The 22,594-nt window shown below is 74.3% G+C and carries 19 protein-coding genes; 12 read left to right on the top strand and 7 right to left on the bottom strand.

What is annotated here, in order from left to right; genetic code table 11:
• The first annotated feature begins 279 nt into the window (after positions 1–279).
• Genes ADEH_RS11240 through ADEH_RS11265 form a run of 6 tightly spaced genes read left to right on the top strand, consistent with a single transcriptional unit; the run spans position 280 to position 8,773 of the window.
• On the top strand, positions 280–981 hold the full coding sequence (locus tag ADEH_RS11240; protein ID WP_041453498.1) for a hypothetical protein: 702 nt from the start codon (positions 280–282) through the stop codon (positions 979–981).
• Positions 978–4,601: a nitrate reductase subunit alpha gene (locus tag ADEH_RS11245; protein ID WP_011421222.1), complete on the top strand. Its 3,624-nt coding sequence runs from the start codon at positions 978–980 to the stop codon at positions 4,599–4,601. Before ADEH_RS11240 ends, ADEH_RS11245 begins: the two co-directional genes overlap by 4 nt.
• A gap of 23 nt (positions 4,602–4,624) precedes the next feature.
• A complete protein-coding gene (gene narH / locus ADEH_RS11250) occupies positions 4,625–6,094 on the top strand; it encodes a nitrate reductase subunit beta (RefSeq protein WP_011421223.1) in 1,470 nt (489 codons plus the stop codon).
• 4 nt (positions 6,095–6,098) lie between these two features.
• Positions 6,099–6,647, top strand: coding sequence for a nitrate reductase molybdenum cofactor assembly chaperone (locus tag ADEH_RS11255; RefSeq protein ID WP_011421224.1), 549 nt, complete (start codon positions 6,099–6,101; stop codon positions 6,645–6,647).
• The gene (locus ADEH_RS11260) at positions 6,644–7,342 is read left to right on the top strand and encodes a respiratory nitrate reductase subunit gamma (RefSeq protein WP_011421225.1); all 699 of its coding nucleotides are present in this window, start codon (positions 6,644–6,646) and stop codon (positions 7,340–7,342) included. The genes ADEH_RS11255 and ADEH_RS11260 overlap by 4 nt, the downstream gene beginning before the upstream one ends.
• Before the next feature lie 3 nt (positions 7,343–7,345).
• Complete coding sequence (locus ADEH_RS11265; protein ID WP_011421226.1) at positions 7,346–8,773, top strand: NarK family nitrate/nitrite MFS transporter; 1,428 nt, start codon at positions 7,346–7,348, stop codon at positions 8,771–8,773.
• Between the two features lie 40 nt (positions 8,774–8,813).
• Here the strand turns inward: ADEH_RS11265 and ADEH_RS11270 are convergent, their stop codons facing one another.
• The 4 genes from ADEH_RS11270 to ADEH_RS11285 form a co-directional block, all read right to left on the bottom strand.
• Complete coding sequence (locus ADEH_RS11270) at positions 8,814–9,671, bottom strand: transglycosylase SLT domain-containing protein (RefSeq protein ID WP_011421227.1); 858 nt, start codon at positions 9,669–9,671, stop codon at positions 8,814–8,816.
• 50 nt (positions 9,672–9,721) lie between these two features.
• A complete protein-coding gene (locus ADEH_RS11275; protein ID WP_011421228.1) occupies positions 9,722–10,552 on the bottom strand; it encodes a 1,4-dihydroxy-6-naphthoate synthase in 831 nt (276 codons plus the stop codon).
• Positions 10,553–11,202: 650 nt separating this feature from the next.
• Positions 11,203–11,919 (bottom strand): PilZ domain-containing protein, encoded by a 717-nt coding sequence (locus tag ADEH_RS11280; RefSeq protein WP_011421229.1) that lies wholly within the window; start codon positions 11,917–11,919, stop codon positions 11,203–11,205.
• A 185-nt stretch (positions 11,920–12,104) separates the two neighbouring features.
• Positions 12,105–12,878: a sulfite exporter TauE/SafE family protein gene (locus ADEH_RS11285; protein WP_011421230.1), complete on the bottom strand. Its 774-nt coding sequence runs from the start codon at positions 12,876–12,878 to the stop codon at positions 12,105–12,107.
• 305 nt (positions 12,879–13,183) lie between these two features.
• Here ADEH_RS11285 and ADEH_RS11290 point away from each other — a divergent pair, with 305 nt between their 5' ends.
• The 6 genes from ADEH_RS11290 (at position 13,184) to ADEH_RS11315 (ending at position 19,906) form a co-directional block, all read left to right on the top strand.
• Positions 13,184–14,416: an ABC transporter substrate-binding protein gene (locus ADEH_RS11290; RefSeq protein WP_011421231.1), complete on the top strand. Its 1,233-nt coding sequence runs from the start codon at positions 13,184–13,186 to the stop codon at positions 14,414–14,416.
• Positions 14,417–14,521: 105 nt separating this feature from the next.
• The gene (locus ADEH_RS11295) at positions 14,522–15,376 is read left to right on the top strand and encodes a branched-chain amino acid ABC transporter permease (protein WP_041453499.1); all 855 of its coding nucleotides are present in this window, start codon (positions 14,522–14,524) and stop codon (positions 15,374–15,376) included.
• Positions 15,377–15,390: 14 nt separating this feature from the next.
• Positions 15,391–17,349: a branched-chain amino acid ABC transporter ATP-binding protein/permease gene (locus tag ADEH_RS11300; protein WP_011421233.1), complete on the top strand. Its 1,959-nt coding sequence runs from the start codon at positions 15,391–15,393 to the stop codon at positions 17,347–17,349.
• Between the two features lie 12 nt (positions 17,350–17,361).
• A complete protein-coding gene (locus ADEH_RS11305; protein WP_011421234.1) occupies positions 17,362–18,078 on the top strand; it encodes an ABC transporter ATP-binding protein in 717 nt (238 codons plus the stop codon).
• Positions 18,075–19,019, top strand: a complete 945-nt coding sequence (locus ADEH_RS11310; RefSeq protein ID WP_011421235.1) for a DMT family transporter — start codon at positions 18,075–18,077, stop codon at positions 19,017–19,019. The genes ADEH_RS11305 and ADEH_RS11310 overlap by 4 nt, the downstream gene beginning before the upstream one ends.
• Positions 19,020–19,183: 164 nt before the next feature.
• Entirely contained in the window at positions 19,184–19,906 is a 723-nt protein-coding gene (locus ADEH_RS11315) for a YebC/PmpR family DNA-binding transcriptional regulator (RefSeq protein WP_011421236.1), read from the top strand.
• 9 nt (positions 19,907–19,915) lie between these two features.
• Here the strand turns inward: ADEH_RS11315 and ADEH_RS11320 are convergent, their stop codons facing one another.
• From ADEH_RS11320 to ADEH_RS11330, 3 genes are all read right to left on the bottom strand, one after another.
• On the bottom strand, positions 19,916–20,173 hold the full coding sequence (locus ADEH_RS11320) for a hypothetical protein (RefSeq protein WP_011421237.1): 258 nt from the start codon (positions 20,171–20,173) through the stop codon (positions 19,916–19,918).
• A gap of 142 nt (positions 20,174–20,315) precedes the next feature.
• Positions 20,316–20,900: a chemotaxis protein CheW gene (locus tag ADEH_RS11325; protein WP_011421238.1), complete on the bottom strand. Its 585-nt coding sequence runs from the start codon at positions 20,898–20,900 to the stop codon at positions 20,316–20,318.
• Between the two features lie 9 nt (positions 20,901–20,909).
• Positions 20,910–22,571 carry a methyl-accepting chemotaxis protein gene (locus ADEH_RS11330; RefSeq protein WP_011421239.1) on the bottom strand — a complete coding sequence of 554 codons (1,662 nt, stop codon included), beginning with the start codon at positions 22,569–22,571 and terminating at the stop codon, positions 20,910–20,912.
• Positions 22,572–22,594 lie beyond the last annotated feature (23 nt).

Genomic DNA, 22,594 nt, shown 5'->3' on the forward strand with positions numbered 1-22,594 from the left:
TTCGGTGAATTGCGACCCATCATTCGGTGTTCAAACGGCCGGCGGGTGTCGCGAAGCGCTCCATACGGGCCGTGGCGGCGATGAGCCCCGAAGCGCTTCCCTAGCAGAAGCGAGCAGCGTCACGGCGGATTTCGCGCCGGACGCCGCGCGCAGCGGGGCGCGCCGGGCGCGTTGGCACACGGCGCGAAGACGTCCCGAACGTCCGCTTACGGTGAGGCCGAGGGCGTCACCGACCGCTGCCGCGCACCCGCTGCCCAGAGTCGTCGAAAGGACTGCCTCATGGCCTCCGAGCACCTGCTCCGCGCCGGGGCGCTCGCGCTGCTGCTCACCGCGCCGACCCCGTGGCTCGCGGCGCAGCAGCCCGCCGCGGACGCGCCCGTCCCCGCGCCGGCGGAGCCCGCCGCAGCCGCCCAGGACACCGCCGCGCAGGAACCCGCCGCCCCCCCGGGCGACCCTGCCATCGGCCGCGACCTCTTCATCGGCTCGCGCGCGCTCCGGAACGGCGGCGCGCCCTGCGGCGCCTGCCACGCGATCGGCGGCGAGGGCTCCGCGTTCGCCGCGTCGTTCGGCCCGGGCCTGCGCGCCAGCTTCGACGGGCTCGACGCCGCCGCGCTGGACGGGCTGCTCTCCGACCCGCCCTTCCCGTCGATGGTCCCGGTCTACGCGGGCCACCCGATCGACCCGGACGAGCGCGCCCACCTCTCGGCGTTCCTGCTCGGCGGGGCGGGGAAGGTGGAGCCGGGCGCCGGCCGCGCCGCGGGCATCGCCGCGCTCATCGCGCTCGCCTGCCTCGCCTTCATCGGCCTGGGCGCGCGCCGCATCCCGGGCTCCGCGCGCGCCGAGCTCGTCGCCCGCGCCCGCCTCGCGCCGCCGCCCCGGCGGTCGCACCCCTCACAACCCACCCGGCCCGCAACCTCCGCCGGTTCCCCCGCACCGGCCGCGCCGGCGAAGGCCACGCGCGCGCAGGGAGGTGTCCGATGAGCTGGATCGAGGACGTCATCGCCCCGTCGCAGCGCACCTGGGAGGACCTGTACCGGAGCCGCCACCAGGTGGACAAGGTCGTGCGCAGCACGCACGGCGTGAACTGCACCGGCGGCTGCTCCTGGAACATCCACGTGAAGAACGGGATCGTGGCGCTCGAGACGCAGGCGCTCGACTACCCGCGCTTCTCCTGCGACGTGCCGGGGTACGAGCCGCGCGGCTGCCAGCGCGGGATCTCCGCCTCCTGGTACCTCTACAGCCCGCTGCGCGTGAAGCACCCCTACCTGCGCGGGGCGCTGATGGACCTGTGGCGCGCCGCCCGCAAGGCGCACGCGGACCCGGTGGACGCCTGGGCGTCGATCGTGGACGACCCGGCCTCGCGCGCCCGCTACCAGCAGGCGCGCGGCCAGGGCGGCCTGCGGCGCGCGAGCTGGGACGAGGCGCTCGAGCTGGTGGCGGCCTCCACCATCCACACGCTGAAGCGCCACGGCGCCGATCGCATCGTCGGCTTCTCGCCCATCCCGGCCATGTCGATGCTGTCCTTCGCCGGCGGCTCGCGCTTCCTGCAGCTCCTCGGCGCGGTGAACCTGTCGTTCTACGACTGGTACTGCGACCTGCCCAACGCGTCGCCCGAGGTGTGGGGCGAGCAGACGGACGTGGCCGAGAGCGCCGACTGGTATCACTCCAAGTACATCGTCTCGATGGGCTCGAACGTCGGGATGACCCGCACGCCGGACGTGCACTTCCTGGCCGAGGCGCGCCACGACGGCGCCAAGGTGGTGGTGCTCTCGCCCGACTACAGCATGACGTCGAAGTACGCGGACGAGTGGCTGCCGGTGCACGCCGGCCAGGACGGCGCGTTCTGGCTGGCGGTGAACCACGTCCTCCTGAAGGAGTTCCACGCCGACCGGCAGGTCCCGTTCTTCGCCGACTACCTGCGCCGCTACAGCGACGCGCCGTTCCTCGTCGAGCTGGAGGAGCAGGACGGTCAGGTGACCCCGGGCCGCATGCTCCCGGCGAGCCGCCTGGAGCGCTACGCCGGCGAGGAGCACGGGGACTTCAAGTTCCTGGTGTGGGACGAGACCGCGGACGCGCCGCGCATGCCGCAGGGCACGCTCGGCTTCCGCTGGCAGCAGAAGAAGGGCCAGTGGAACCTGGAGATGAAGGACGGCGTGGACGGCGCGGCGCTCTCGCCGCGGCTGGGCCTCCTCGACGCGCACGACGACGTGGTGCAGGTCTCGTTCGTGGATCACGCCACCGGCCGGGTCTCCCTGCGCGGCGTGCCGGTGCGGCGCATCCCCACGGCGCGCCGCACGGTGACCGTCACCACCGTCCACGACCTGCTCTTCGCGCGCCACGGCGTGTCGCGCGGCCTGCCGGGCGACTACCCGGCGAGCTACGACGACGCGGACGCGGCCTACACGCCCGCCTGGCAGGAGCGCCACACCGGCCTCGACCGGCGGGACGTGATCCGCTTCGCGCGCGAGTGGGCCGGCACCGCGGAGCGCACCAAGGGCAAGTGCTCCATCATCATCGGCGCCGGCGTGAACCAGTGGTTCCACGCCGACCTCGCCTACCGCGCCGCCATCACCGGCCTCGTCCTGTGCGGCTGCGTGGGCCGGAACGGCGGCGGCCTGAACCACTACGTCGGCCAGGAGAAGCTCGCGCCGGTGGCGCCCTGGCAGGCGCTCGCGTTCGGCCTGGACTGGTCGCGCCCGCCGCGGCTCCAGAACGCCCCCAGCTTCCACTACGTCCACTCCGACCAGTGGCGCTACGAGGGCGCCGCCGACCTCGGCCAGCTCGACCCGGCGCGGAACGGCCATCCCCTCACCCAGGGTCACACGCTCGACCACCAGGTCCGCGCGGTGCGGCGCGGCTGGCTGCCGTTCTTCCCGCAGTTCGACCGGAGCCCGGCGCAGGTGGTGCGCGAGGCCGAGGCGGCCGGGGCGCGCAGCGACGCCGAGGTGGTGGACCACGCCGTGCGCGCGCTGCGCGACCGGAAGCTCCGCTTCGCGGTGGAGGACCCGGACGCGCCGGCGAGCTGGCCGCGGCTGTGGTTCATCTGGCGCGGCAACGCGCTCATGTCGAGCGCGAAGGGGCACGAGTACTTCCTGCGCCACTACCTGGGCACGCGACACGGCACGGTGGCGCCGGAGGCGGCGAAGGGCGCGGTCTCCGAGGCGACGTTCCGCGACCAGGCGCCGGAGGGGAAGCTCGACCTGGTGGTGGACCTCAACTTCCGGATGGACACGACCGCGCTCTACTCCGACGTCATCCTCCCGGCGGCGAGCTGGTACGAGAAGGACGACCTCAACACCACCGACATGCACTCGTTCATCCACCCCCTGCAGGCGGCGGTGCCGCCGTGCTGGGAGTCGAGGAGCGACTGGGACATCTTCAAGGCGCTCGCGGAGCGGGTGAGCGCGCTCGCCCGCACGCACCTGCCGGAGAAGGTGCGCGACCTGGTGGCGACGCCGCTCATGCACGACACGCCGGCGGAGCTGGCGCAGCGCGAGGTGCTCGACTGGAGCCGCGGCGAGTGCGAGCCGGTGCCGGGCAAGACCATGCCCGGCCTGGCGGTGGTGGAGCGCGACTACGTGCACCTCCACGACCGCTTCGTCTCGCTCGGCCCGACCATCCGCACTGCCGGCCTCTCGGCGCACGGGATCAGCTGGCCGGTGGACGACCTGTACGACGAGCTGGTGCGCACCCGGCCCACGGTGGAGTGGGGCGGCGCGCGCTACCCGTCCATCGCCGAGGCGCGCGACGCGGCCAACGCCATCCTGCACCTCGCCCCCGAGACCAACGGCGAGTCGGCCTGGCGCGCCTACCACGCGGAGGAGAAGAAGGTCGGGCTGCCGCTCGCCGACCTCGCGGAGAAGACCCGCGGCGTGCGCATCACGTTCGAGGAGCTGGCGCGGCAGCCGCGGCGGCTGCTCGACAGCCCGTGCTGGACCGGGATCACCGGGGGCGGGCGGACCTACTCGGCCTACTGCCTGAACGTGGAGCGGCTGGTGCCCTGGCGGACGCTCACCGGGCGGCAGCACTTCTACCTCGACCACCCCGGCTTCATCGCGTTCGGCGAGGCGCTGCCCACCTACAAGCCGAAGCCGGAGCGCGACGCGGTGCGCGACCTCACCGCCGCGGCCGGCGGCGAGCCGGCGCTCACGCTCAACTTCCTCACCCCGCACGGCAAGTGGGGCATCCACTCCACCTACGGCGACAACCTGCGGATGCTCACGCTCTCCCGCGGCATCCACCCGCTGTGGGTGAACGACGAGGACGCCGCCGAGATCGGGCTCGCCGACAACGACTGGGTGGAGGTGGTGAACGACAACGGCGCGGTGGTCACGCGCGCGGTGGTGAGCGCGCGCATGCCGCGCGGCGTCTGCTACCTGTACCACGCGCCGGAGCGCACCATCGGCGTGCCCCGCTCGCCCTCGCGCGGCGGCCTGCGCGGCGGGAGCCACAACAGCCTCACCCGCGTCCGCCTGAAGCCCACGCTGATGATGGGCGGCTACGGCCAGTTCACCTTCGCCCTCAACTACTGGGGGCCCACCGGCAACAACCGCGACACCTACGTCCGCGTCACCAAGCTCGAGGGCGAGCCGCAGTGGTGACGGCGGCCCGGCCGAGGACCCCCATGAACGTCCGCGCGCAGATCTCGTCGGTGTTCCACCTCGACAAGTGCATCGGGTGCCACACCTGCAGCGTCGCCTGCAAGAACCAGTGGACCGACCGGAAGGGCGTCGAGTACGCGTGGTGGAACAACGTGGAGACCCGGCCCGGCACCGGGTACCCGGTGCTCTGGGAGGACCAGGAGCGCCACCAGGGCGGCTGGAAGCTCGAGGGCGGTGAGCTCGCGCTCCGCCAGGCGAGCCCCGGCGCCACGCTGGGCCGGTTGTTCCACAACCCCAACCTGCCGGTGCTCCAGGACTACTACGAGCCCTGGACGTACAAGTACGACGACCTGTTCACCGCGCCGGCCGGCGACGTGCAGCCCACCGCGCGGCCGGTCTCGCTGGTGGACGGCAAGCCCATCGACATCGCCTCCGGGCCGGCCTGGGACGACGACCTGGGCGGCTCCGGCACCTACGCCGCGAACGATCCGGGCCTGGCCGCGCTCACCGAGGCGGAGCGGTCGCAGCTGTTCGACCTCGAGCGGATGGTGTTCTTCTACCTGCCGCGCATCTGCAACCACTGCCTGAACGCGGCCTGCGTGGCGGCCTGTCCCTCCGGCGCGATCTACAAGCGCGGCGAGGACGGCGTGGTGCTGATCTCGCAGGACGTCTGCAAGGGCTGGCGCATGTGCGTCTCGGCCTGCCCGTACAAGAAGGTCTACTTCAACTGGGAGACGGGCAAGTCCGAGAAGTGCATCCTGTGCTACCCGCGGCTCGAGGCGGGCGAGGCGCCGGCCTGCTTCCACACCTGCGTCGGCCGGATCCGCTACCTGGGCGTGCTGCTCTACGACGCCGACCGGATCGCGCAGGCCGCCTCGCGGCCGGACCAGGACCTGGTGGCCGCGCAGCGCTCGCTCATCCTCGACCCCTCGGACCCGGCGGTGATCGCGGCGGCGCGGGCCAGCGGCGTGCCGGACGCGATGGTCGAGTCGGCGCGGCGCTCGCCGGTGTACCGGTTCGTGAAGGAGTGGGAGATCGCGCTGCCGCTCCACCCGGAGTACCGCACGCTGCCCATGCTGTTCTACGTGCCGCCGCTCCTCCCGGCGCTCGCGCGCTCGGCGTCCGATCCGGACGGCCGGTTCTTCACCTCGCTCGAGTCGGCGCGCCTCCCGCTCCGCTACCTGGCCGGCCTGTTCGGCGGCGGGAACGAGGCGGTGGTGGAGGCCGCCTACCGCCGGCTCATCTCGGTGCGCGTGCACCGCCGCGCCGGCCAGGTGGGCGACGTGAGCCCGGCGCAGGCCGCGGCCGCGCTGGAGGCGGCCGGGCTCCGCGCCGAGCAGGCGGACGAGATCCACCGCATGACCACGCTCGCGCCCATGGAGGAGCGGATCGTCATCCCGCCCATGGCGCGCGAGGCGGAGACCGAGCCGACCGTGGAGCCGCAGTCGCGCTCGGCGAGCGGGCTCGGCTTCCTGCGCCCGCTGGGGAGGTGAGCCCATGGAACGCACGCACGCCGAGCTCTGCCGCACCCTCTCCGCGCTGCTCTCCTACCCGACCGGCGACGCCGCCGCGCTGGCGCACGAGGCGCGGGGCCTCGCCGGGCCCGGCCCCGCCGCCGCGGCGCTGGGCCGCTTCGAGGACGCCGCCCGCGAGGCCGGCCGCGAGGGGCTGGAGGAGCTGTACACCGCCGCGTTCGACCTGCGCCCGGCCTGCGCGCCGTACCTGGGCGCGCAGCTGCTCGCCGAGGACAGCCCGGTGCGCGGCCCGCTGCTCGCGAAGCTCGCGGAGGTCTACGCCGCCGAGGGCTACCGGCCGCGCGAGGAGCTGGCCGACCACGTGGCCGAGGTGCTCGGGTTCCTCGCGGTGGCGCGGCCGGGCCCGGTGCGCGACGACCTGGTCCAGGACGGCCTCGCGCCGGCCCTCGACAAGATGATCCACGCGTTCGCGGATCGTGCGAACCCCTACCGCGAGCTGCTGGTGGCGGTGCGCGCGGTGTTCGCCGCGCCGGCCGCCGCCCGGCCCCGCGGCGCGGAGGCGAGGCCATGAGCGACACGTTCCTGTTCGCGGTCTTCCCCTACCTCGCGACCGTCTTCGCGGTCGGCGGCGCGATCTACCGGCGGCGGGCGCTGGGCGGCTCGGTGAGCGCCCGCTCGTCGCAGCTCATCGAGGGGCGCGCGCTGCGCTGGGGCTCGATCGCGTGGCACCACGGCATCCTCGCCATCCTGGCCGCCCACCTGATCGCGGCGGTCGCGCCGGGCGCCTGGGGCCGGCTGCTCGGCGCGCCGGCCCGGCTCTACGCGCTGGAGATCACCGGGATGGCGCTGGCGATGCTGGCGGTGTTCGGGATCGCGCTCCTGCTCGTCCGGCGCGCGGCGCTGGCCCGGCTGACCGCGCCGATGGACTGGGTGGTGCTCGCGCTGCTGCTCCTGCAGGCCGCGACCGGGCTGTGGATCGCCTACGCGCTCCGCTGGGGTGGCCTCTGGTACCTGCACACCGCGGCGCCGTGGCTCGCGTCGCTCGCGACGCTCTCGCCGCGGGTGGACGCGATGGCGGTGCTGCCGCCGCTGGTGAAGGTGCACGTGGTGAACGCGTTCGTGCTGCTCGCGCTCGTGCCGGTGTCGCGCCTCGTCCACGCCACCAGCCTGCCGCTCGCGTACCTGTGGCGCGCGCCGCAGCGGGTGGTGTGGCGCCGCGCGCCCGCGCCCTCCGCCGCGCCCGCGGCCTCCCATGACGCGAGGTGACCGATGAGCCCCGTCCCCGCCCCGGCGCCCCTCCCCGCCCCCGCCGCGCCGCCCCGCCGGCGCGCGCACCTCATCACGCAGTGGGACCCGGAGGACCGCGCCTTCTGGAGCGCCGCGGGCCGCCGGGTGGCCCGCCGGAACCTCTGGCTGTCGATCTTCGCCCTGTTCCTCGCGTTCGCGGTCTGGATGGTGTGGAGCGTGGTGGCGGTGAAGCTGCCCGCCATCGGCTTCCGCTTCACCACCAACCAGCTCTTCTGGCTGGCCGCCCTCCCCGGCCTCTCCGGCGCGACGCTGCGCATCTTCTACGCGTTCGCGGTGCCGGTCTTCGGCGGCCGGCGCTTCACCGCGCTCTCCACCGCCTCGCTGCTCCTGCCGGCGATCGGCATCGGCGTCGCCGTGCAGGACCCGGACACCTCCTACGCGACGTTCCTGGTGCTCGCGCTCCTCACCGGCCTCGGGGGCGCGAACTTCGCCTCGAGCATGTCCAACATCAGCTTCTTCTTCCCGCGCGCGGAGAAGGGCACCGCGCTCGGCCTGAACGCCGGCCTCGGCAACCTGGGCGTCTCCGGCGTCCAGCTGGCGGTCCCGCTGGTGGTGGCGGCGGCGCTGCTCGGGCCGCTCGCGGGCGGGCCGCAGCTGCTGCCCGGCGGCAAGCAGGTCTGGCTGCAGAACGCCGCGTTCGTGTGGGTGCCGCTCATCGTGGTGGCGTCGCTCCTCGCCTGGTTCGGCATGGACGACCTCGCCACCGCGAAGGCCTCCTTCCGCGAGCAGTCGGTGATCTTCCGGCGCAAGCACAACTGGCTCGTGTCGCTGCTCTACCTCGGCACCTTCGGCTCCTTCATCGGCTACTCCGCCGGCCTGGCGCTCCTCACGCAGGCGTCGTTCCCGGCGGTGGACCCGACCCGCTACGCGTTCGTGGGGCCGCTGGTGGGCGGCCTGGCGCGGCCGGTGGGCGGGTGGCTGGCGGACCGGCTCGGCGGCGCCCGCGTGACGCTGGTCACGTTCCTGGTGATGGGGCTCGCGGCGATGGGCGTGCTCGCGGCGCTCCCGCGCGGCGGCGGGGCCGGCAGCTTCGGCGGCTTCCTCGCGGCGTTCGTGGTCCTGTTCACCGCCACCGGCATCGGGAACGGCTCGGTGTACCGGATGATCCCGGTGATCTTCTCCACCTTCCACCAGCGGCGGGCGGGCTCCGATCCGGCCGCGCTGGCGCAGGCCCAGAAGGACGCGCTCCGCGAGGGCGGCGCGGTGGTCGGGTTCGTCTCCGCCATCGCCGCCTACGGCGCGTTCTTCGTGCCGCGCACGTTCGGCATGTCGGTGGAGCTCACCGGCGCGCCGCACGGCGCCGTGCTCGCGTTCGTGGCCTACTACGCGGGCTGCATCGCGCTGGTGTGGTGGTACTACGCCCGGCCGCGGGCCGAGATCCCCGCCTGACGGCGCGGCGCCGGGGCGCCGCGCCCGCGCCCGCCCCGGCTCACCGCCGCGCGTCCGCCTGCGCACCCATCCGCGCGAACGCCGCCGCCAGCCCGTCCACGCGCGCGAGGTAGGCGGCCAGCTCGTGATCGCCGCAGCGCTCCCCCGGGGCCGCGGCGAACCCGCGCCGCGCGAAGGCCGCGCCGCGCTCCCGCCCGCACAGGTGGATGACCGCGGCGAGCCGGCGCGCCTCCGCGGAGCCCGCGCCGGTGGCCCCCGAGGCCGCGATCGCGTCGGCGGCGCACACGTGCAGCCACGCGGCGGTCATCTCCACCGCGTGGCTCGGCACGGTGCGCAGGTAGAGCGCGTTGAACCAGCACGCGTCCGGGTCCCACCAGGCCCCGTCGCGCGCCACGCGGTGATCGTGGATGCAGAGCCGGCGCGCCTGCGCGTAGGTGCCGTCGGTGATCTGCAGGATCCCCACCGCGCTCGAGGCGGGCGCCCACACCCGCAGCGGATCGGTGGTCCAGCGCCAGCGCCAGTAGGTCCGCGCCAGCGGGTCCCCCGCGCTCTCCACCTGCACCAGCGCGGCGAGCAGCTCCGGCCGGACGAGGTCGGTGGCGTGCGCCTCGAAGAGGCCGCCGTACTCGGCCCAGGTCTCGGCCGGCGGCTTCGGCGACGTCGGAACGACCGCGCCGAGGAGCTCGGTCGGCTTGCGGATCACCTGGACCGCCAGGTTCAGCGCGAGGAGCAGCGCGACGGCGAGGAGCGCCCAGGCCGCCACCGGCAGCTCCGCCCAGCGCCGCGTCCCGAGCCAGGCCCGAGCGCGCGCGACGACGCCGCGCCGCGCCGTCCCGCGTCCACGGCCGGATCGCCGCCGCCCCGCGCTCCCGGTGCCCCGCGCCCGCCGCCGCGCCATGCCCGCATGCTACCGCGGACCGGCCCCGCCGCCCGCCCGGAGCGGGACGCTCAGACGAACAGGTCGCCGGGCAGCGGCGGCGCGTCCGGGTTCACCTGCCGGTACACGTCGAGCAGCGTCCCCACCGCGCGCCGGCCCGCCTCGCCCAGGTCCACCGAGAAGGCGTTCACGTACAGGTCGATGTGCTGGCGCATGACCGCCTCGTCCATCTCCTGCGCGTGGCACCGCACGTACTCGCTGACGAGCGGGCGCCGGGCCAGCGCGTGCTCCGCGCTGGCGCGCACCAGGCGTTGCAGCTCGCCCAGCACCTCCGGCCCGAGCGACCGGCGCGCCACGATGCCGCCCAGCGGGATGGGCGAGCGGGTCCGGGACTCCCAGTGCTCGCCCAGGTCCATCAGGCGCTCGAGCCCCTTCGACTGGTACGTGAAGCGGCCCTCGTGGATGATCACGCCCGCGTCCACGGCGCCGGAGAGCACCGCCCGCTCGATCTCCGAGAAGACCATGAACGCCTTGTGCGCGGCGCCCGGGTACGCGAGCGAGAACAGCAGGTGCGCGGTGGTGTTCCGGCCCGGGATCGCGACGCGCATCCGCGCCGGGTCGAACGCGCCCAGGCCCGGCCGCGCCACCAGCAGCGGCCCGACCCCGAGGCCGAGCGCGCCGCCCGACGCGAGCACCGCGTACTCGCGCGCGACGAGCGGCAGCACCCCGTAGCTGATCTTGCTGACGTCGAGCCGCCCGGCGAGCGCCCACTCGTTCAGCGTCTGCACGTCCTCGAGCCGGACGTCCAGGTCGAGCCCCTGCGCGTCCACGCCTCCGTTCACCAGGGCGTCGAAGATGAACGTGTCGTTCGGGCAGGGCGAGAAGCCGAGCGTGAGCCTCATGCGGCGCGGTCCTCCGGCGGCCGCCACGGCCGCGGGCCGCGCATCATACGCCCGGGCGCGCCGGCGCGCAGCGGTGGCCGCCTCGGCGGGCTCCGGGTTCGCGCATCCGCCTCCAGCGGGCCCTGTCCTGGAGCGGGCCGCCAGGTCGGCGGTCCGGGCATTCGCGGCGGTGCTCGCTCCGCAAGGCCCGGGACGTGGATGGGAAGCGTGGCAGGGAACGTGGCAGATCTTCTCCCCGACCCCCCAGCAACCCTCGAAGCCGCCAGTACGCCCACCCCGTCCGCCAAGCGGACGCCCTCGCCCGCGACCGCGACTGTCGGCGCAGGCGCAGCCCGCGACGACCACCTCTCGCGCGCGTATCCAGCCGGCGTGCGCGGCGAGCATGTCTGAGGCCGCGCGCCGCGAAGCGATACGCGCGGCCGAGTTTGCGAGCCGCGCCCAAGTACGTCGAGCGCGATCCGCGCGCGTCCTACGACCGAAGGCCCGCGCCGAGCATTCCTTCTCCACGTCGCGCGAGCGGGCGAGGGCGGGAGCGCCCACGAGGACCCGCGCCCACGGACACCCGGCTTCGAGAGGACGCGAGCCCCCGCTCACCCTTCGACACAGGCTCAGGGTGAGCGGATCGTCAGACTACTCCCGGGTCCGCTGACTCACGCCGTATCGCGCAGGTACTCGCGGATGAGCTCGTCCACGACCTCGGCGCGCCGCCCGGCGTCGAGGACGATGACCGGCGCGACCGGATGCGGCGTGCCCTCGCGCGCGAAGTCCGTGAGGACCGCGAACGCGCGCCGCCAGCCCTCCGGATCGGCGGTCGGCCGCGCGACCGTGACGGTGCCCGCGGCCAGCAGCGCGAGCACCGCGTCCGCGCCGGACTGCGAGCAGGCGATGAGGCCCAGCGGATCGCCGCGGCGCACGCGCCGCAGCACCGCCGTCTCCGCCTCGCCCAGCGCGACGCCCGGCGGGGCGCCGAGCTGGAGCTGGACCGCGCCGAGCGCGCCCAGCCGCCCGCCGCGCCGCAGCACCGTCCGGAGCCGCTCCGCCAGCAGGCCGTCCAGCCACGCGCCGTGCCCCGCCTCCGGCGCCGGCCCGCCGCGGACGTCGCCCGCGAACGCCACGCCGATCTCGAGCGGCGCGGTCCGCCGGGCCCACACCACCTGGCCCACCGCGAGGAGCGGCGCGGCCCCCGTCTCGATGGCGATCTGCACCAGCGCGCCCGGGCTCACCGGCCGCCGCGCCGTCAGGCGGCAGCCGCGGGCGGCGATGTCGAGCGTCTCGCCCGTCCACTCCGCCAGCTTCTCGGTGACGACCACCCGGCAGGCGAGCGGGATCCGCGCCAGCCGGCGACGCTCGTCGTTGCCCGATGCCATCCCGCCTCCTCGCGCCCGGCGCCGCCCCTCCGGCGCTCGCCCCAGTTGCTCAGCTTCCCGGGCGGCGCGGCATCGAGCGGTGAGGTGTCACCGGATCGCGGCGGTGGGACCGTGTCGGGCGCGCGGCGCGGCAGCCCCACGTGCCGGGGCGCCTCGCCACGCCGCCGGGGCGCGACGCCCCGGGATCAGCCCCGCGCGAAGAACGCGGCCGCCATGGCGAGGCCCGTGGCGACGATGCCGCGGCGGAGCCACGCCCCGGGGATGTGCCGCGCGACGCGCGCGCCCAGGTAGCCGCCCGCCGTCGCGCCCGCGGTCATGAGCGCCGCCTCCGGCCAGCGGACGAGACCGCCCGCCGCGTAGAGCGCCACCGCGATCGCGGCGAGCGCGGCCGAGAGCAGGTTCTTCAGGCCGTTCATCGCGTTGAGATCGGTCTGGCCCAGGAGCGCGAACAGGGCCAGCAGGAGCACGCCCAGGCCGCCGTTGAAGTAGCCCCCGTAGGCGCTCACCGCGAGCACGCCCGCCGCCGCCCAGCGGGCCGGCGATCCCGCCGCGTCCTGCGCCGCGTGCGCCGCCTCGCCGCGCGCCGCCCGGAGCAGGCGCGGCGCGAGCGCGAACAGCGCCGTCGCCGCGAGCAAGAGCCACGGGACGAGGCGCCGGAAGGCCGGCGCCGGCGTGAGCAGCAGCAGGGCCGCGCCGGCCGCGCCGCCTGCGAGGCCGAGCAGCAGCAGCGCGCGCAGCGACAGGCCCGGCGGCGGCCGGATGTCCTCGCGGAAGCCCCAGGTGCCCGACAGGTAGCCCGGCAGCAGCGCCACCGTGCCGGTCGCGTTCGCGACGATGGGCGAGGCGCCCACCACCACCAGCGCCGGGAGGGTGAGGAAGCTCCCCCCGCCCGCCACCGCGTTGAGGGCGCCCGCCCCGAAGGCCGCGGCCGAGAGCAACGCCGCCTCCGCGAGGCTCACCGCCCCACCTCGGCGCGACCCCGCGCAGGCCGGACGCGCACGGATGGCGCGCCCCGGCCCGCGGTCGATTCACCCAGCGTCCGGGCTCGCCCCGCGGCTTGCCCCTCCGAGTCGGGGACGTATCCCGTTGACCTCAAAAGCATTCTCTCGCTCCGTCCGACCCGGAGTCCGGCGGGTTCGGCTCGACCGGCCCCAGCAGGGTGACTGATTCGTCGTGCTAGCGTATCTCGCCCGCGCTTATTTTGCGTGTCCCGCAAGGTATTTTTTGCGTTTCACTCCGCGTCACCACCCACGGAGCACCATCCATGACCAAGCTGTTGGGTACCCTGCTTCTCTGTGCACTTGCCCTGCCCGCCCGGGCAGCCGACACCGTCAAGATCGCCGTCACCGGGCCGTTCAGCGGCGGGTCCGCGCCGATGGGCTCCTCGATGCGGGACGGCGCCAAGCTCGCCATCGCCGAGATCAACGCGGCCGGCGGCATCCAGGTCGGCGCCCGCAAGCTGAAGATCGAGGTCGTCGAGCGCGACGACGAGGCCAAGAACGAGCGCGGCGCGCTCATCGGCCAGGAGCTGGCCTCGATGGCCGACCTCGCCGGCGTGATCGGCTCGGTCAACACCGGCGTGGTGATGGCCGGCGACAAGCACCTCCAGGAGAAGGGCATCACCAAGATCATCACGCCCGCCGCCGGCTCGGCCTCGATGACCCAGTGGGCCAAGGGCGCCGAGGGGCCGAAGACGCTCTCCATCTTCCGCTTCGCCGCGCACGACGGCATCCAGGCCGCCATGGTGGTCGAGGAGGCGATCAACCGGAAGCTCACCAAGGTCGCGCTCCTGCACGACTCGACGAACTACGGCGTGTCCGGCCGCGACGACCTGCTCCGGCAGATCAAGCTGCAGGGCGACAAGCTCCAGGTGATCGCCACCGAGAAGTTCAACATCGGCGACAAGGACATGACCGCGCAGCTGCTCCGGGCCAAGGCCGGCGGCGCGCAGGCGATCCTGATCTGGGGCATCGGGCCGGAGCTGGCCGTGGCCGCGAACGGCATGGCCAAGCTGAACATCAAGGCGCCGCTCATCGGCGGCTGGACGCTGTCGATGTCCAACTACATCGACAACGCCGGCAAGAACGGCAACGGCACGCTCATGCCGCAGACGTTCATCGAGGAGCCGGTCACGCCGAAGGCGAAGGCGTTCATCGACGCGTACCACAAGGCGTACGGCGTGACCCGCATCCCGTCGCCCGTCTCCGCCGCGCAGGGCTACGACGCCGTGTACCTGTTCGCCGCCGCGGTGAAGCAGGCCGGCACCACCGACACCCGCAAGATCACCGAGGCGCTCGAGGATCTGAAGGAGCCGGTGCAGGGCGTGATCGCGACCTGGGTCCACCCGTACAAGAAGTGGGACCCGTCGAACGTCGAGACGCACGAGGCGTTCCGCCGCGAGCAGGTGGTGATGGGCATGGTCAAGGACGGGCGCGTCGTGTTCGCGAACGAGTCCGATCGCGCCCGCCTCGCGAAGGGCGCCCAGAACAAGATGTAGCCGGGCGGCGCGCGGGGAGGAGCTCCCCTCCTCCCCGCGCCCGCAGGCCTCTCCCCCCGCCACCCCGAGGACCACCCCCGCGTGCCAGCGTCGATCATCGCGCAGATGGCCGTCAGCGGAGCGTTGATGGGGCTCGTCTACGCCCTCATCGCCTACGGCTTCCAGCTCACCTACGCCACCAGCAAGAGCCTGAACTTCGGCCAGGGCGAGCTGGTGATGGTGTCCGCCTTCTTCAGCCTGACGCTGCTCGACCTGGGCGTGCCCTACTGGCTCATGGTGCCGGGCGGGCTCGTCTTCGGGGCGCTGCTCGGCCTCGCGGTGGAGCGCGCCGGCGTGCGGCTCGCGCTGGAGCAGAAGAGCGAGGGCTGGATCCTCCTCACCATCATCCTCGGGCTGTTCCTGTTCTCCGCGGCGGAGAACGTGTGGGGCCGCGACGACCGGCCCTTCCCCACGCCCATCTCCTCCGATCCGATCCACGTCCTCGGCGTGGACGTGACCCCGCTCGAGCTGTCCGTCGCGGTGGGCGTCATCGCGGTGATGGCGCTCATCGAGGTGTTCAAGCGGCGCACCCTGCTCGGCAAGGCGTTCGAGGCGGTGTCCGCCGATCGCGACGCGGGCGAGCTGATGGGCATCTCCGCCACGCGCACCGTGATGCTCTCCTACGCGCTGTCCGGCACGGTCGCGGCGCTCGCCGGCATCCTGGTCTCGCCCATCACCACGGTGGGGCCGACCATGGCGTCCGCGCTGGTGCTGAAGGCGTTCTCGGTGGCGGTGGTGGCCGGGCTCGACTCCGGCTTCGGCGTGGTGCTCATCGGCCTGCTGCTCGGCGCGCTGGAGAGCCTGGCGAGCTTCTACGTGGGCAGCGGCTGGCGCGAGGCGCCGGGGCTCGTCCTCCTCATCCTGGCCCTGGCCGTGCGCCCGACCGGCGTGTTCGGCAAGGCCGCCATCCGCAAGGTCTGACCGGAGCCGCCCCCATGCTGAGACGACTGCTCCTGGTCCGCGGCGCCGAGGTGGTGCTGTTCGCGCTGCTCGCCGCGGTCCCGCTCGCCGTCCACAACCCGTACGCGCTCGGCCTGCTCACGCTGCTCGCCATCTACGGCATCCTGCTCATCGGCCTCGACGTCACCGTCGGCTACCTGGGCCAGGTCAACCTGGCGCACGCCGCGTTCCTGGGGCTGGGCGCCTACACCGCCGGCATCGCGGTGACGAAGCTCGGCCTCGGGCTCGTGCCGGTGCTGCTCCTCGCGCCCACCGTCGCGTTCGTGATCGGCGCGCTCCTCGCGCTCCCCTCGCTGCGCCTGGAGGGGCCGCAGTTCGCGCTCGCCACCCTCAGCTTCCTGGCGCTCACCACCACCGCGCTGAACGAGCTGGAGTGGCTGACCGCCGGCGCGCAGGGCCTGAGCCTGGATCGCCCGCCGCTCCTCGGCCACGAGCTCAGCCCGCGCGACTTCTACTGGCTGTGCATGCTGCTGCTCGCCTGCGTCTGGGTGGCCATGCGCAACCTGCTCTCCTCGCAGTGGGGCCGCGCCTTCGAGGCGCTCCGCGACAGCCCCATCGCCACCGACGCCATGGGCGTCGGCACCTACCGCCACAAGGTGGCCGCGTTCGCGTTCGGCTCCGGCCTGGGCGGCCTGGCCGGCGCGCTCTACGCGTTCAACTTCGAGTACCTGCAGCCGCAGTCGTTCGTGTACGAGCTCACCATCACGCTGCTGCTCGGCGTGGTGCTGGGCGGGCGCAAGAGCCTGTGGGGCGCGTTCGTGGGCGCGACGCTGGTGGCGCTGCTCCCGAACCTGCTCTCCAACCGCGTCCTGTTCCAGGTGTTCTCGGGCCTCGGCCTGGCGGTGGCGCTCGCGGCCGGCGCCCGCGGCCTGGCCCGCCGCACGATGCGGCCGTTCCAGGCCATCGCCCCGGCGGTCGCCACCGGCGCGCTGGTGGTGGGCGGCATGCTGGTGGAGAACACCGAGGACTGGCGCAAGGCGATCTTCGCGCTGATGCTGTTCGCGGTGGTGGTGGGCCTGCCCGAGGGGCTGATGGGCTTCGCCGGCAAGTTCCTGGCGCGCCTGTTCCGCGTGGCGCCGCCGCCCCTCCCCGCCCCCGCCCCGCTCGATCACGTGCTCCCACCGCGCACCGCCGACGGCGCCGCCATCCTCGAGCTGCGCGACCTGAAGCGCCACTTCGGCGGCGTGAAGGCGGTGGACGGGGTGAGCCTCACGGTGCGCGCCGGCGCGGTGCACGGCCTCATCGGCCCGAACGGCTCGGGCAAGAGCACGCTCGTGAACGTGGTCTCCGGGCTGTACACGCCCAGCTCCGGCGAGATGGCGCTGCGCGGGAAGCCGCTCCCGGCGGGCAGCCTGTTCCACACCGCCCGCACCGGCCTCGCCCGCACCTTCCAGAACCTGCAGCTCTTCGTCGGCCTCACCGCGCTCGAGAACGTGATGGTGGCGCTCCAGGGCGTGTACCGCGCGCCGCTCCCGCTCGTCCTGCTCGGCCTCGGCCGCGCCGAGGAGCGCCGGGCGCAGGCCGACGCGCTCGCGCTGCTCGAGTTCGTGGGGCTGGCCGACCAGGCGCGCACGCCGGCGAGGGACCTCACCTACGGCGCGCAGCGCTTCCTGGAGATCGCCCGGGCCCTGGCGCGGCGCCCCGAGGTGCTCATCCTCGACGAGCCGGCCGCCGGCCTGGCCCACCCCGACGTGGTGAAGCAGGTGGAGCTGATCCGGCGGATCCACCAGCGCGGCGTCACCGTGGTGCTCATCGAGCACCACATGGACGTGGTCACCTCGCTCTGCAGCACGGTGACCGCGCTCGACGGCGGCAGGCTCATCGCCGAGGGCACGCCGGACGAGGTGAAGCGCAACCCCAGGGTGGTCGAGGCCTACCTCGGCAACGTGGCGCCCGACCCGGCGCCGCAGCCCGCCGCCGGCGCGCCGGCCTGAGACGGAGCCCAGATGCTGGTCGTCGAGGATCTCTACGCAGGATACGGGCTGAGCGAGGTGCTGGTGGGGACCTCGCTCGAGGTGAAGGCCGGCTCGGTGGTCGCGCTCATCGGCGCGAACGGCGCCGGCAAGACCACCACCATGCGGGCGGTGTCCGGGCTGCTCCGGCCCGCGCGCGGGCGCGTGCTGCTCGACGGCGCGCCGGTGCAGGGGCAGGCGGCCTCGCGGATCGCGCGGCTCGGCCTCGCCCACGCGCCGGAGGGGCGCAAGGTGTTCGGCCCGCTGCCCGTGGAGGACAACCTGCTGCTCGGCGCCTACCGCCGGCTGCCCCGCTTCTTCGGGTTCCACCGCCGGGCCGCGGCCGACCTGGAGCACGTCTACGAGCTGTTCCCGCGCCTGAAGGAGCGGCGCCGGCAGGCCGCCGGCACGCTCTCCGGCGGCGAGCAGCAGATGCTCGCCATCGGCCGCGCGCTCATGGCCCGGCCGAAGGTGATGCTGCTCGACGAGCCGTCGATGGGGCTCGCGCCGGTGATCGTCCAGGAGGTCTTCCGGACCATCCGCCGCCTCAAGGCCGAGGGCATGACCATGCTGCTCGTGGAGCAGTTCGCGAAGACCGCGCTCGAGGTGGCCGACTACGCGTACGTGATGGAGCGCGGCCGGATCGCCATCGAGGGGACGCCCGCCGAGCTCGCCCGCGACGAGCGCGTGCTCGCGGCCTACCTCGGGTGAGCGCGCCCCCCGCGGCGGCCGCCGCCGGTCCGCGGGCGCGCGGCACGGCCGCCGCGTACCTGTTCCTCGCGCTCGCGGCCGCGTTCTGGTCCGGCAACTTCGTGGTGGGCCGGGCCGTCCACGGCCGCGTGCCGCCCGTCGGGCTCGCGTTCTGGCGCTGGGCGGTGGCGCTCGCGCTGCTCCTCCCGCTGGCGCGCCGCCCGCTCGCGGCGCAGTGGCGCACGATCCTCCGCGCGTGGCGGATCGTGATCCCGCTCGGCGTCCTGGGCGTCGGCAACTTCAACCTGTTCGTCTACCTCGGCCTCACCCGCACCACCGCCACCAGCGCGCTCCTGCTCCAGTCGGCCTGCCCCGCGTTCATCGCGGCGCTGTCGCCGCTCCTCGGCGGCGGCCGCCCCGGGCGGCGGCAGCTCGCGGGCATCGCGGTCTCGCTCGCCGGCGTGCTGGTCATCCTGGGCCGCGGCACGCTCTCGGCGCTGGCCGGCCTCGCGTTCGGCCCGGGCGACCTGTGGGTGCTCGCCGCGGTGCTGAGCTGGGCGCTCTACACGCTGCTCCTCGCGCGCCGGCCGGCCGGGGTGGACCCGGTGGCGCTGCTCGCGGCGCTGGTGGCGGTGGGCGTCGCCTGGATCGCGCCGTTCTACGCCTGGGAGCTGGCCTCGGGGGCGCGGATGGCGCTCGACGGCGTGACCGCGGCGAGCGTGGCGTACGTGGCGGTGTTCGCCTCGGTGCTGGCGTACCGGCTCTGGAACGAAGGGGTGGCCCGCGTCGGCGCGAACCGGGCCGGCCCGTTCATCCACCTCATGCCGGCGTTCGGCTCGCTGCTCGCGGTGGCGCTGCTCGGCGAGGCGTTCCGGCCCTTCCACCTGGCCGGCCTGGCGCTGGTGCTCGGGGGCGTGACGCTCGCCGGGACCTCCGGGCGCCGCGGGCGCGCCGCGGCCTGATCGCAGCCCGCGGAGCCTCCCCGGCCCAGGGCCGGCCCGCCCGGCCGCCCGCCGGCGGCCGGGACACGGCTGCGGGAAGGTGTTGCGTCCGGGGCCGCGGGTGAGATATCCGCCGGGCGCGGGGGCGACGGGCTGGACGCCGGTCCCCGGAGCGAGGACAGCCCATGGGTCGCATCTTCGAGACGCGCAAGGCCACCATGTTCGCCCGGTGGAACAAGATGGCGAAGGCCTTCACGCGGATCAGCAAGGACATCGCCATCGCGGTGAAGGGGGGCGGCCCGAACCCGGACAACAACCCCGCCCTGCGCCGCGTGCTGCAGAACGCCCGGCACCTCAACATGCCGAAGGACAAGGTCGAGGCCGCCATCAAGCGGGCCAGCGGCCAGGACCAGCAGGCCTACGAGGTGGTGGTCTACGAGGGCTACGCGCCGCACGGCGTCGCGGTCATGGTCGAGACCGCGACGGACAACGTGGTCCGCACCGTCGCGAACGTGCGCATGCACTTCAAGAACAACGGCGGCAACATGGGGAACACGGGCAGCGTGGCGTTCCAGTTCCGCCGCATGGGCGTGTTCCGCCTCGCGCCCGAGGGCATCGACCAGGACGCGCTCGAGCTCGACCTCATCGACCACGGCCTGGAGGAGATGGGCGAGAGCACCGGCGAGAAGGGCGAGAAGGTGCTCGTCATCCGCTGCGCGTTCGAGAGCTTCGGCCAGCTCCAGGCGGCGCTGGAGCAGCGGAAGCTGAACGTGCTCTCCTCCGAGTCGGAGTACGTGGCGCAGACGCCGGTGCAGCTCCCGGAGGAGCAGGCGCGCGAGGTGCTCGAGCTGGTGGACGCGCTCGAGCAGGACGAGGACGTCCAGCACGTCTTCCACAACCTGGCCTGACGCCGCCGCTCAGCGCGCCGCGCCGGCGCCTTCCACCGTCCGGGTCCCCACCTCGTAGGCCAGCCGGAGCGCCTCCCGGAGCAGCGTGAAGCGCTCGCGCTCGCGCAGCGCCGGGCAGAGCCGCACCAGCTCGCGGACCTCGGCGTCGAACCGGGCCGCGATGGCGGGCCGGCTCGCCTCGACCCGCTGCAGGTCGGCCTCCACCCCGAAGTAGGCGAACAGCCGCGGCAGGTCCAGCTTCCGCACGGCCTCCAGCGCTCGTCCCATGGCCCGGCACCTCCGCGCCGTGGGGATGCGCGCCGCGTGCCAGCGCCGCGGGAGCGCGAACGCGCGACGCCAGCGCGGCCTGGACCGCGCCGGCGTCGCCGCGGCGACGCCCGGTGCCGGGTTTCCGGGCAGCCCGAGCCCGTCAGGCCGGCGGGGCCGCTGCCTCGGCGGCCTCGACCGCGGGGCCCTCCGGCGGCTCCGCCGCCACCGCCGGGACGTCGCCCTGCCCGTCCGCCGCGGGGTCACCGGCGCGCTCCGGCTCCGCGTCGCCCGCGGCGAGGGCCCGGTCGAGGTCGAGGAGGAGCACGAAGCCGCGCCCCACCTTGCCCATGCCGACGAGGTACTCCACGCTCACGCCGGTGCCGAAGGACGGCGAGGGCTCGATCTCGTCCGGGCGAAGCGCCACCACCTCGTTGACGGCGTCGGCCAGCACGCCGAGCGTGAGGCTCCCGCCCGCCACCTCCACCTCGACCACCAGCACGCAGGTGAAGCGCCCGGGCCGGGAGGCGGACCCGCCGAACTTCACGGCCAGGTCCACCACCGGCACCACCGCCCCGCGCACGTTGAGCACGCCGCGGACCGACGGCGGCGTCCCCGGCACGCGGGTGATCTCCTCGTGCTGCAGGATCTCCCGGACCTTCAGGATCGGGACCGCGTAGTCGATCCCGTCGATCCGGAACGAGAGGTACTGCGCCTGCTCGCCGGCCACCTCCACCGCGTCGCGCATGGCCGCCCCCTAGAACCGCTTGAACTCGCCCGCCGCGGCCGGCTTGCCGTTGCGCTGCTCGGCCTGCGGCCAGGGGCGGTCGAGCGCCGGGAGCGGCGCGGGCGCCGGCGGGCGCGGGGGGACGTAGCGCGCCGCGCTCCGCCGCTCCTCGCGGACCGTGAAGAAGCCCATGAGCTGCTGCAGGCCCTCGGCCTGCGAGGCCAGCTCCTCGGCGGTGGAGCTCAGCTCCTCGGCCGCGGTGGCGTTCCGCTGCGTGACCTGGTCCACCACCCCCATGGCCTTGCTGACCTGCGAGACGCGCTCGCTCTGCTCCTGCGACGCCGCCGCCACCTCCTGCACCAGGTCGGCCGTCTTCTGGATGGCCGGGACGAGGTCGGTGATGAGCCGGCCGCTCTCCTCGGCCACCGAGAGCGAGCTCTCGGCCAGCGTGCCGATCTCGCCCGCCGCCTTCTGCGCGCGCTCGGCGAGCTTGCGCACCTCGGTGGCGACCACCGCGAATCCCCGCCCGTGGTCGCCGGCGCGGGCCGCCTCGATGGCCGCGTTCAGGGCGAGCAGGTTGGTCTGGTAGGCGATCTCCTCGATGATCGAGATCTTCTCCGCGATGGAGCGCATCGCCGAGACCGTCTCGGTGACCGCGGTGCCGCTGCGCCCCGCGCTGGCGGCCTGCGCCTTCGCGGCGCCCTCGGTCTGGCGCGCGCTGTCGGCGTTCTGCGTGATGGAGGCGTGCATCGCCTCGAGCGAGGAGGTCGTCTCCTCGACGCTGGCCGCCTGCTCGCCGGTGCCCTGCGAGAGGGTCTGGGCGGTGGAGGAGACCTGCGACGAGGCGCCGGCCAGCGCGTCGGCGCCGGAGCGGACCTCCGAGATGACCTGCGCCAGCTTCTCGCCCATGGTCTTCATGGCGGCGAGCAGCTTGCCGAGCTCGTCCCGGCCGGTGACCTCCACCGTGTCGCGCAGGTCGCCCGCGGCGATCCGGTCGGCGGCCTTCACCGCGCTGCCGAGCGGCAGGACGATGGTGCGCGTCACCCAGAACGAGAGCACGATGGCGAGCACCGCGGTGGAGAGCAGCACCCCCACCACCAGCACCCGGGCCGACTCGTACATGGCGTGCCCGGCCTCGGCCGCCTCCTGCATCTGCGCGCCCTGGGCCTTCGTGTAGTCGGACCAGCCGAACTCCACCGCGGTCAGCGCCGGCACGAGGTCGTCGCGCGTCACGCGCTTCGTCTCGGGCAGGTTCAGCGTGCGGGCGGTGTCGAGCGTCTTCTGGAACGTCTTGCCGAGGTGGGCGCGGCGCACCGCGAGCTCCGCCAGCACCTGCTTGGTGCGCTCGTTGTCCACCACGGTGATGCCGCCCTCCATGGCGGCGAGCTTGTCGCCCTCCTCGTTCGCCCGCTGCGCCTCCTTGCGCAGCTCGACGATGGTCTCCATGCGGCGGAGCGCCTCGGCGGGATCGTCGGTCGAGAGCATCACGCCGACGTGGTTCGCCTGCTGCGCCGTCACGTGGAGCCCGCGGATCGCCATCTCGAGCGAGCGCAGGCGCTGCCGCGCCACCTCGTCGAGCCCCTGGTCGAGCTGGGCCAGGCGCGAGAGCGCGAAGAAGCCGACCGCCACGAACGCGGCGGTGACGAGCATGAAGGCGAAGGTGAGGCGGACGCCGATCGAGAACTTCCGCATGGTGACCTCTGGTGAAGGAAGCG

Origin of the sequence: Anaeromyxobacter dehalogenans 2CP-C, assembly GCF_000013385.1 — a bacterium.
GTDB classification, from domain to species: Bacteria; Myxococcota; Myxococcia; order Myxococcales; family Anaeromyxobacteraceae; genus Anaeromyxobacter; species Anaeromyxobacter dehalogenans_B.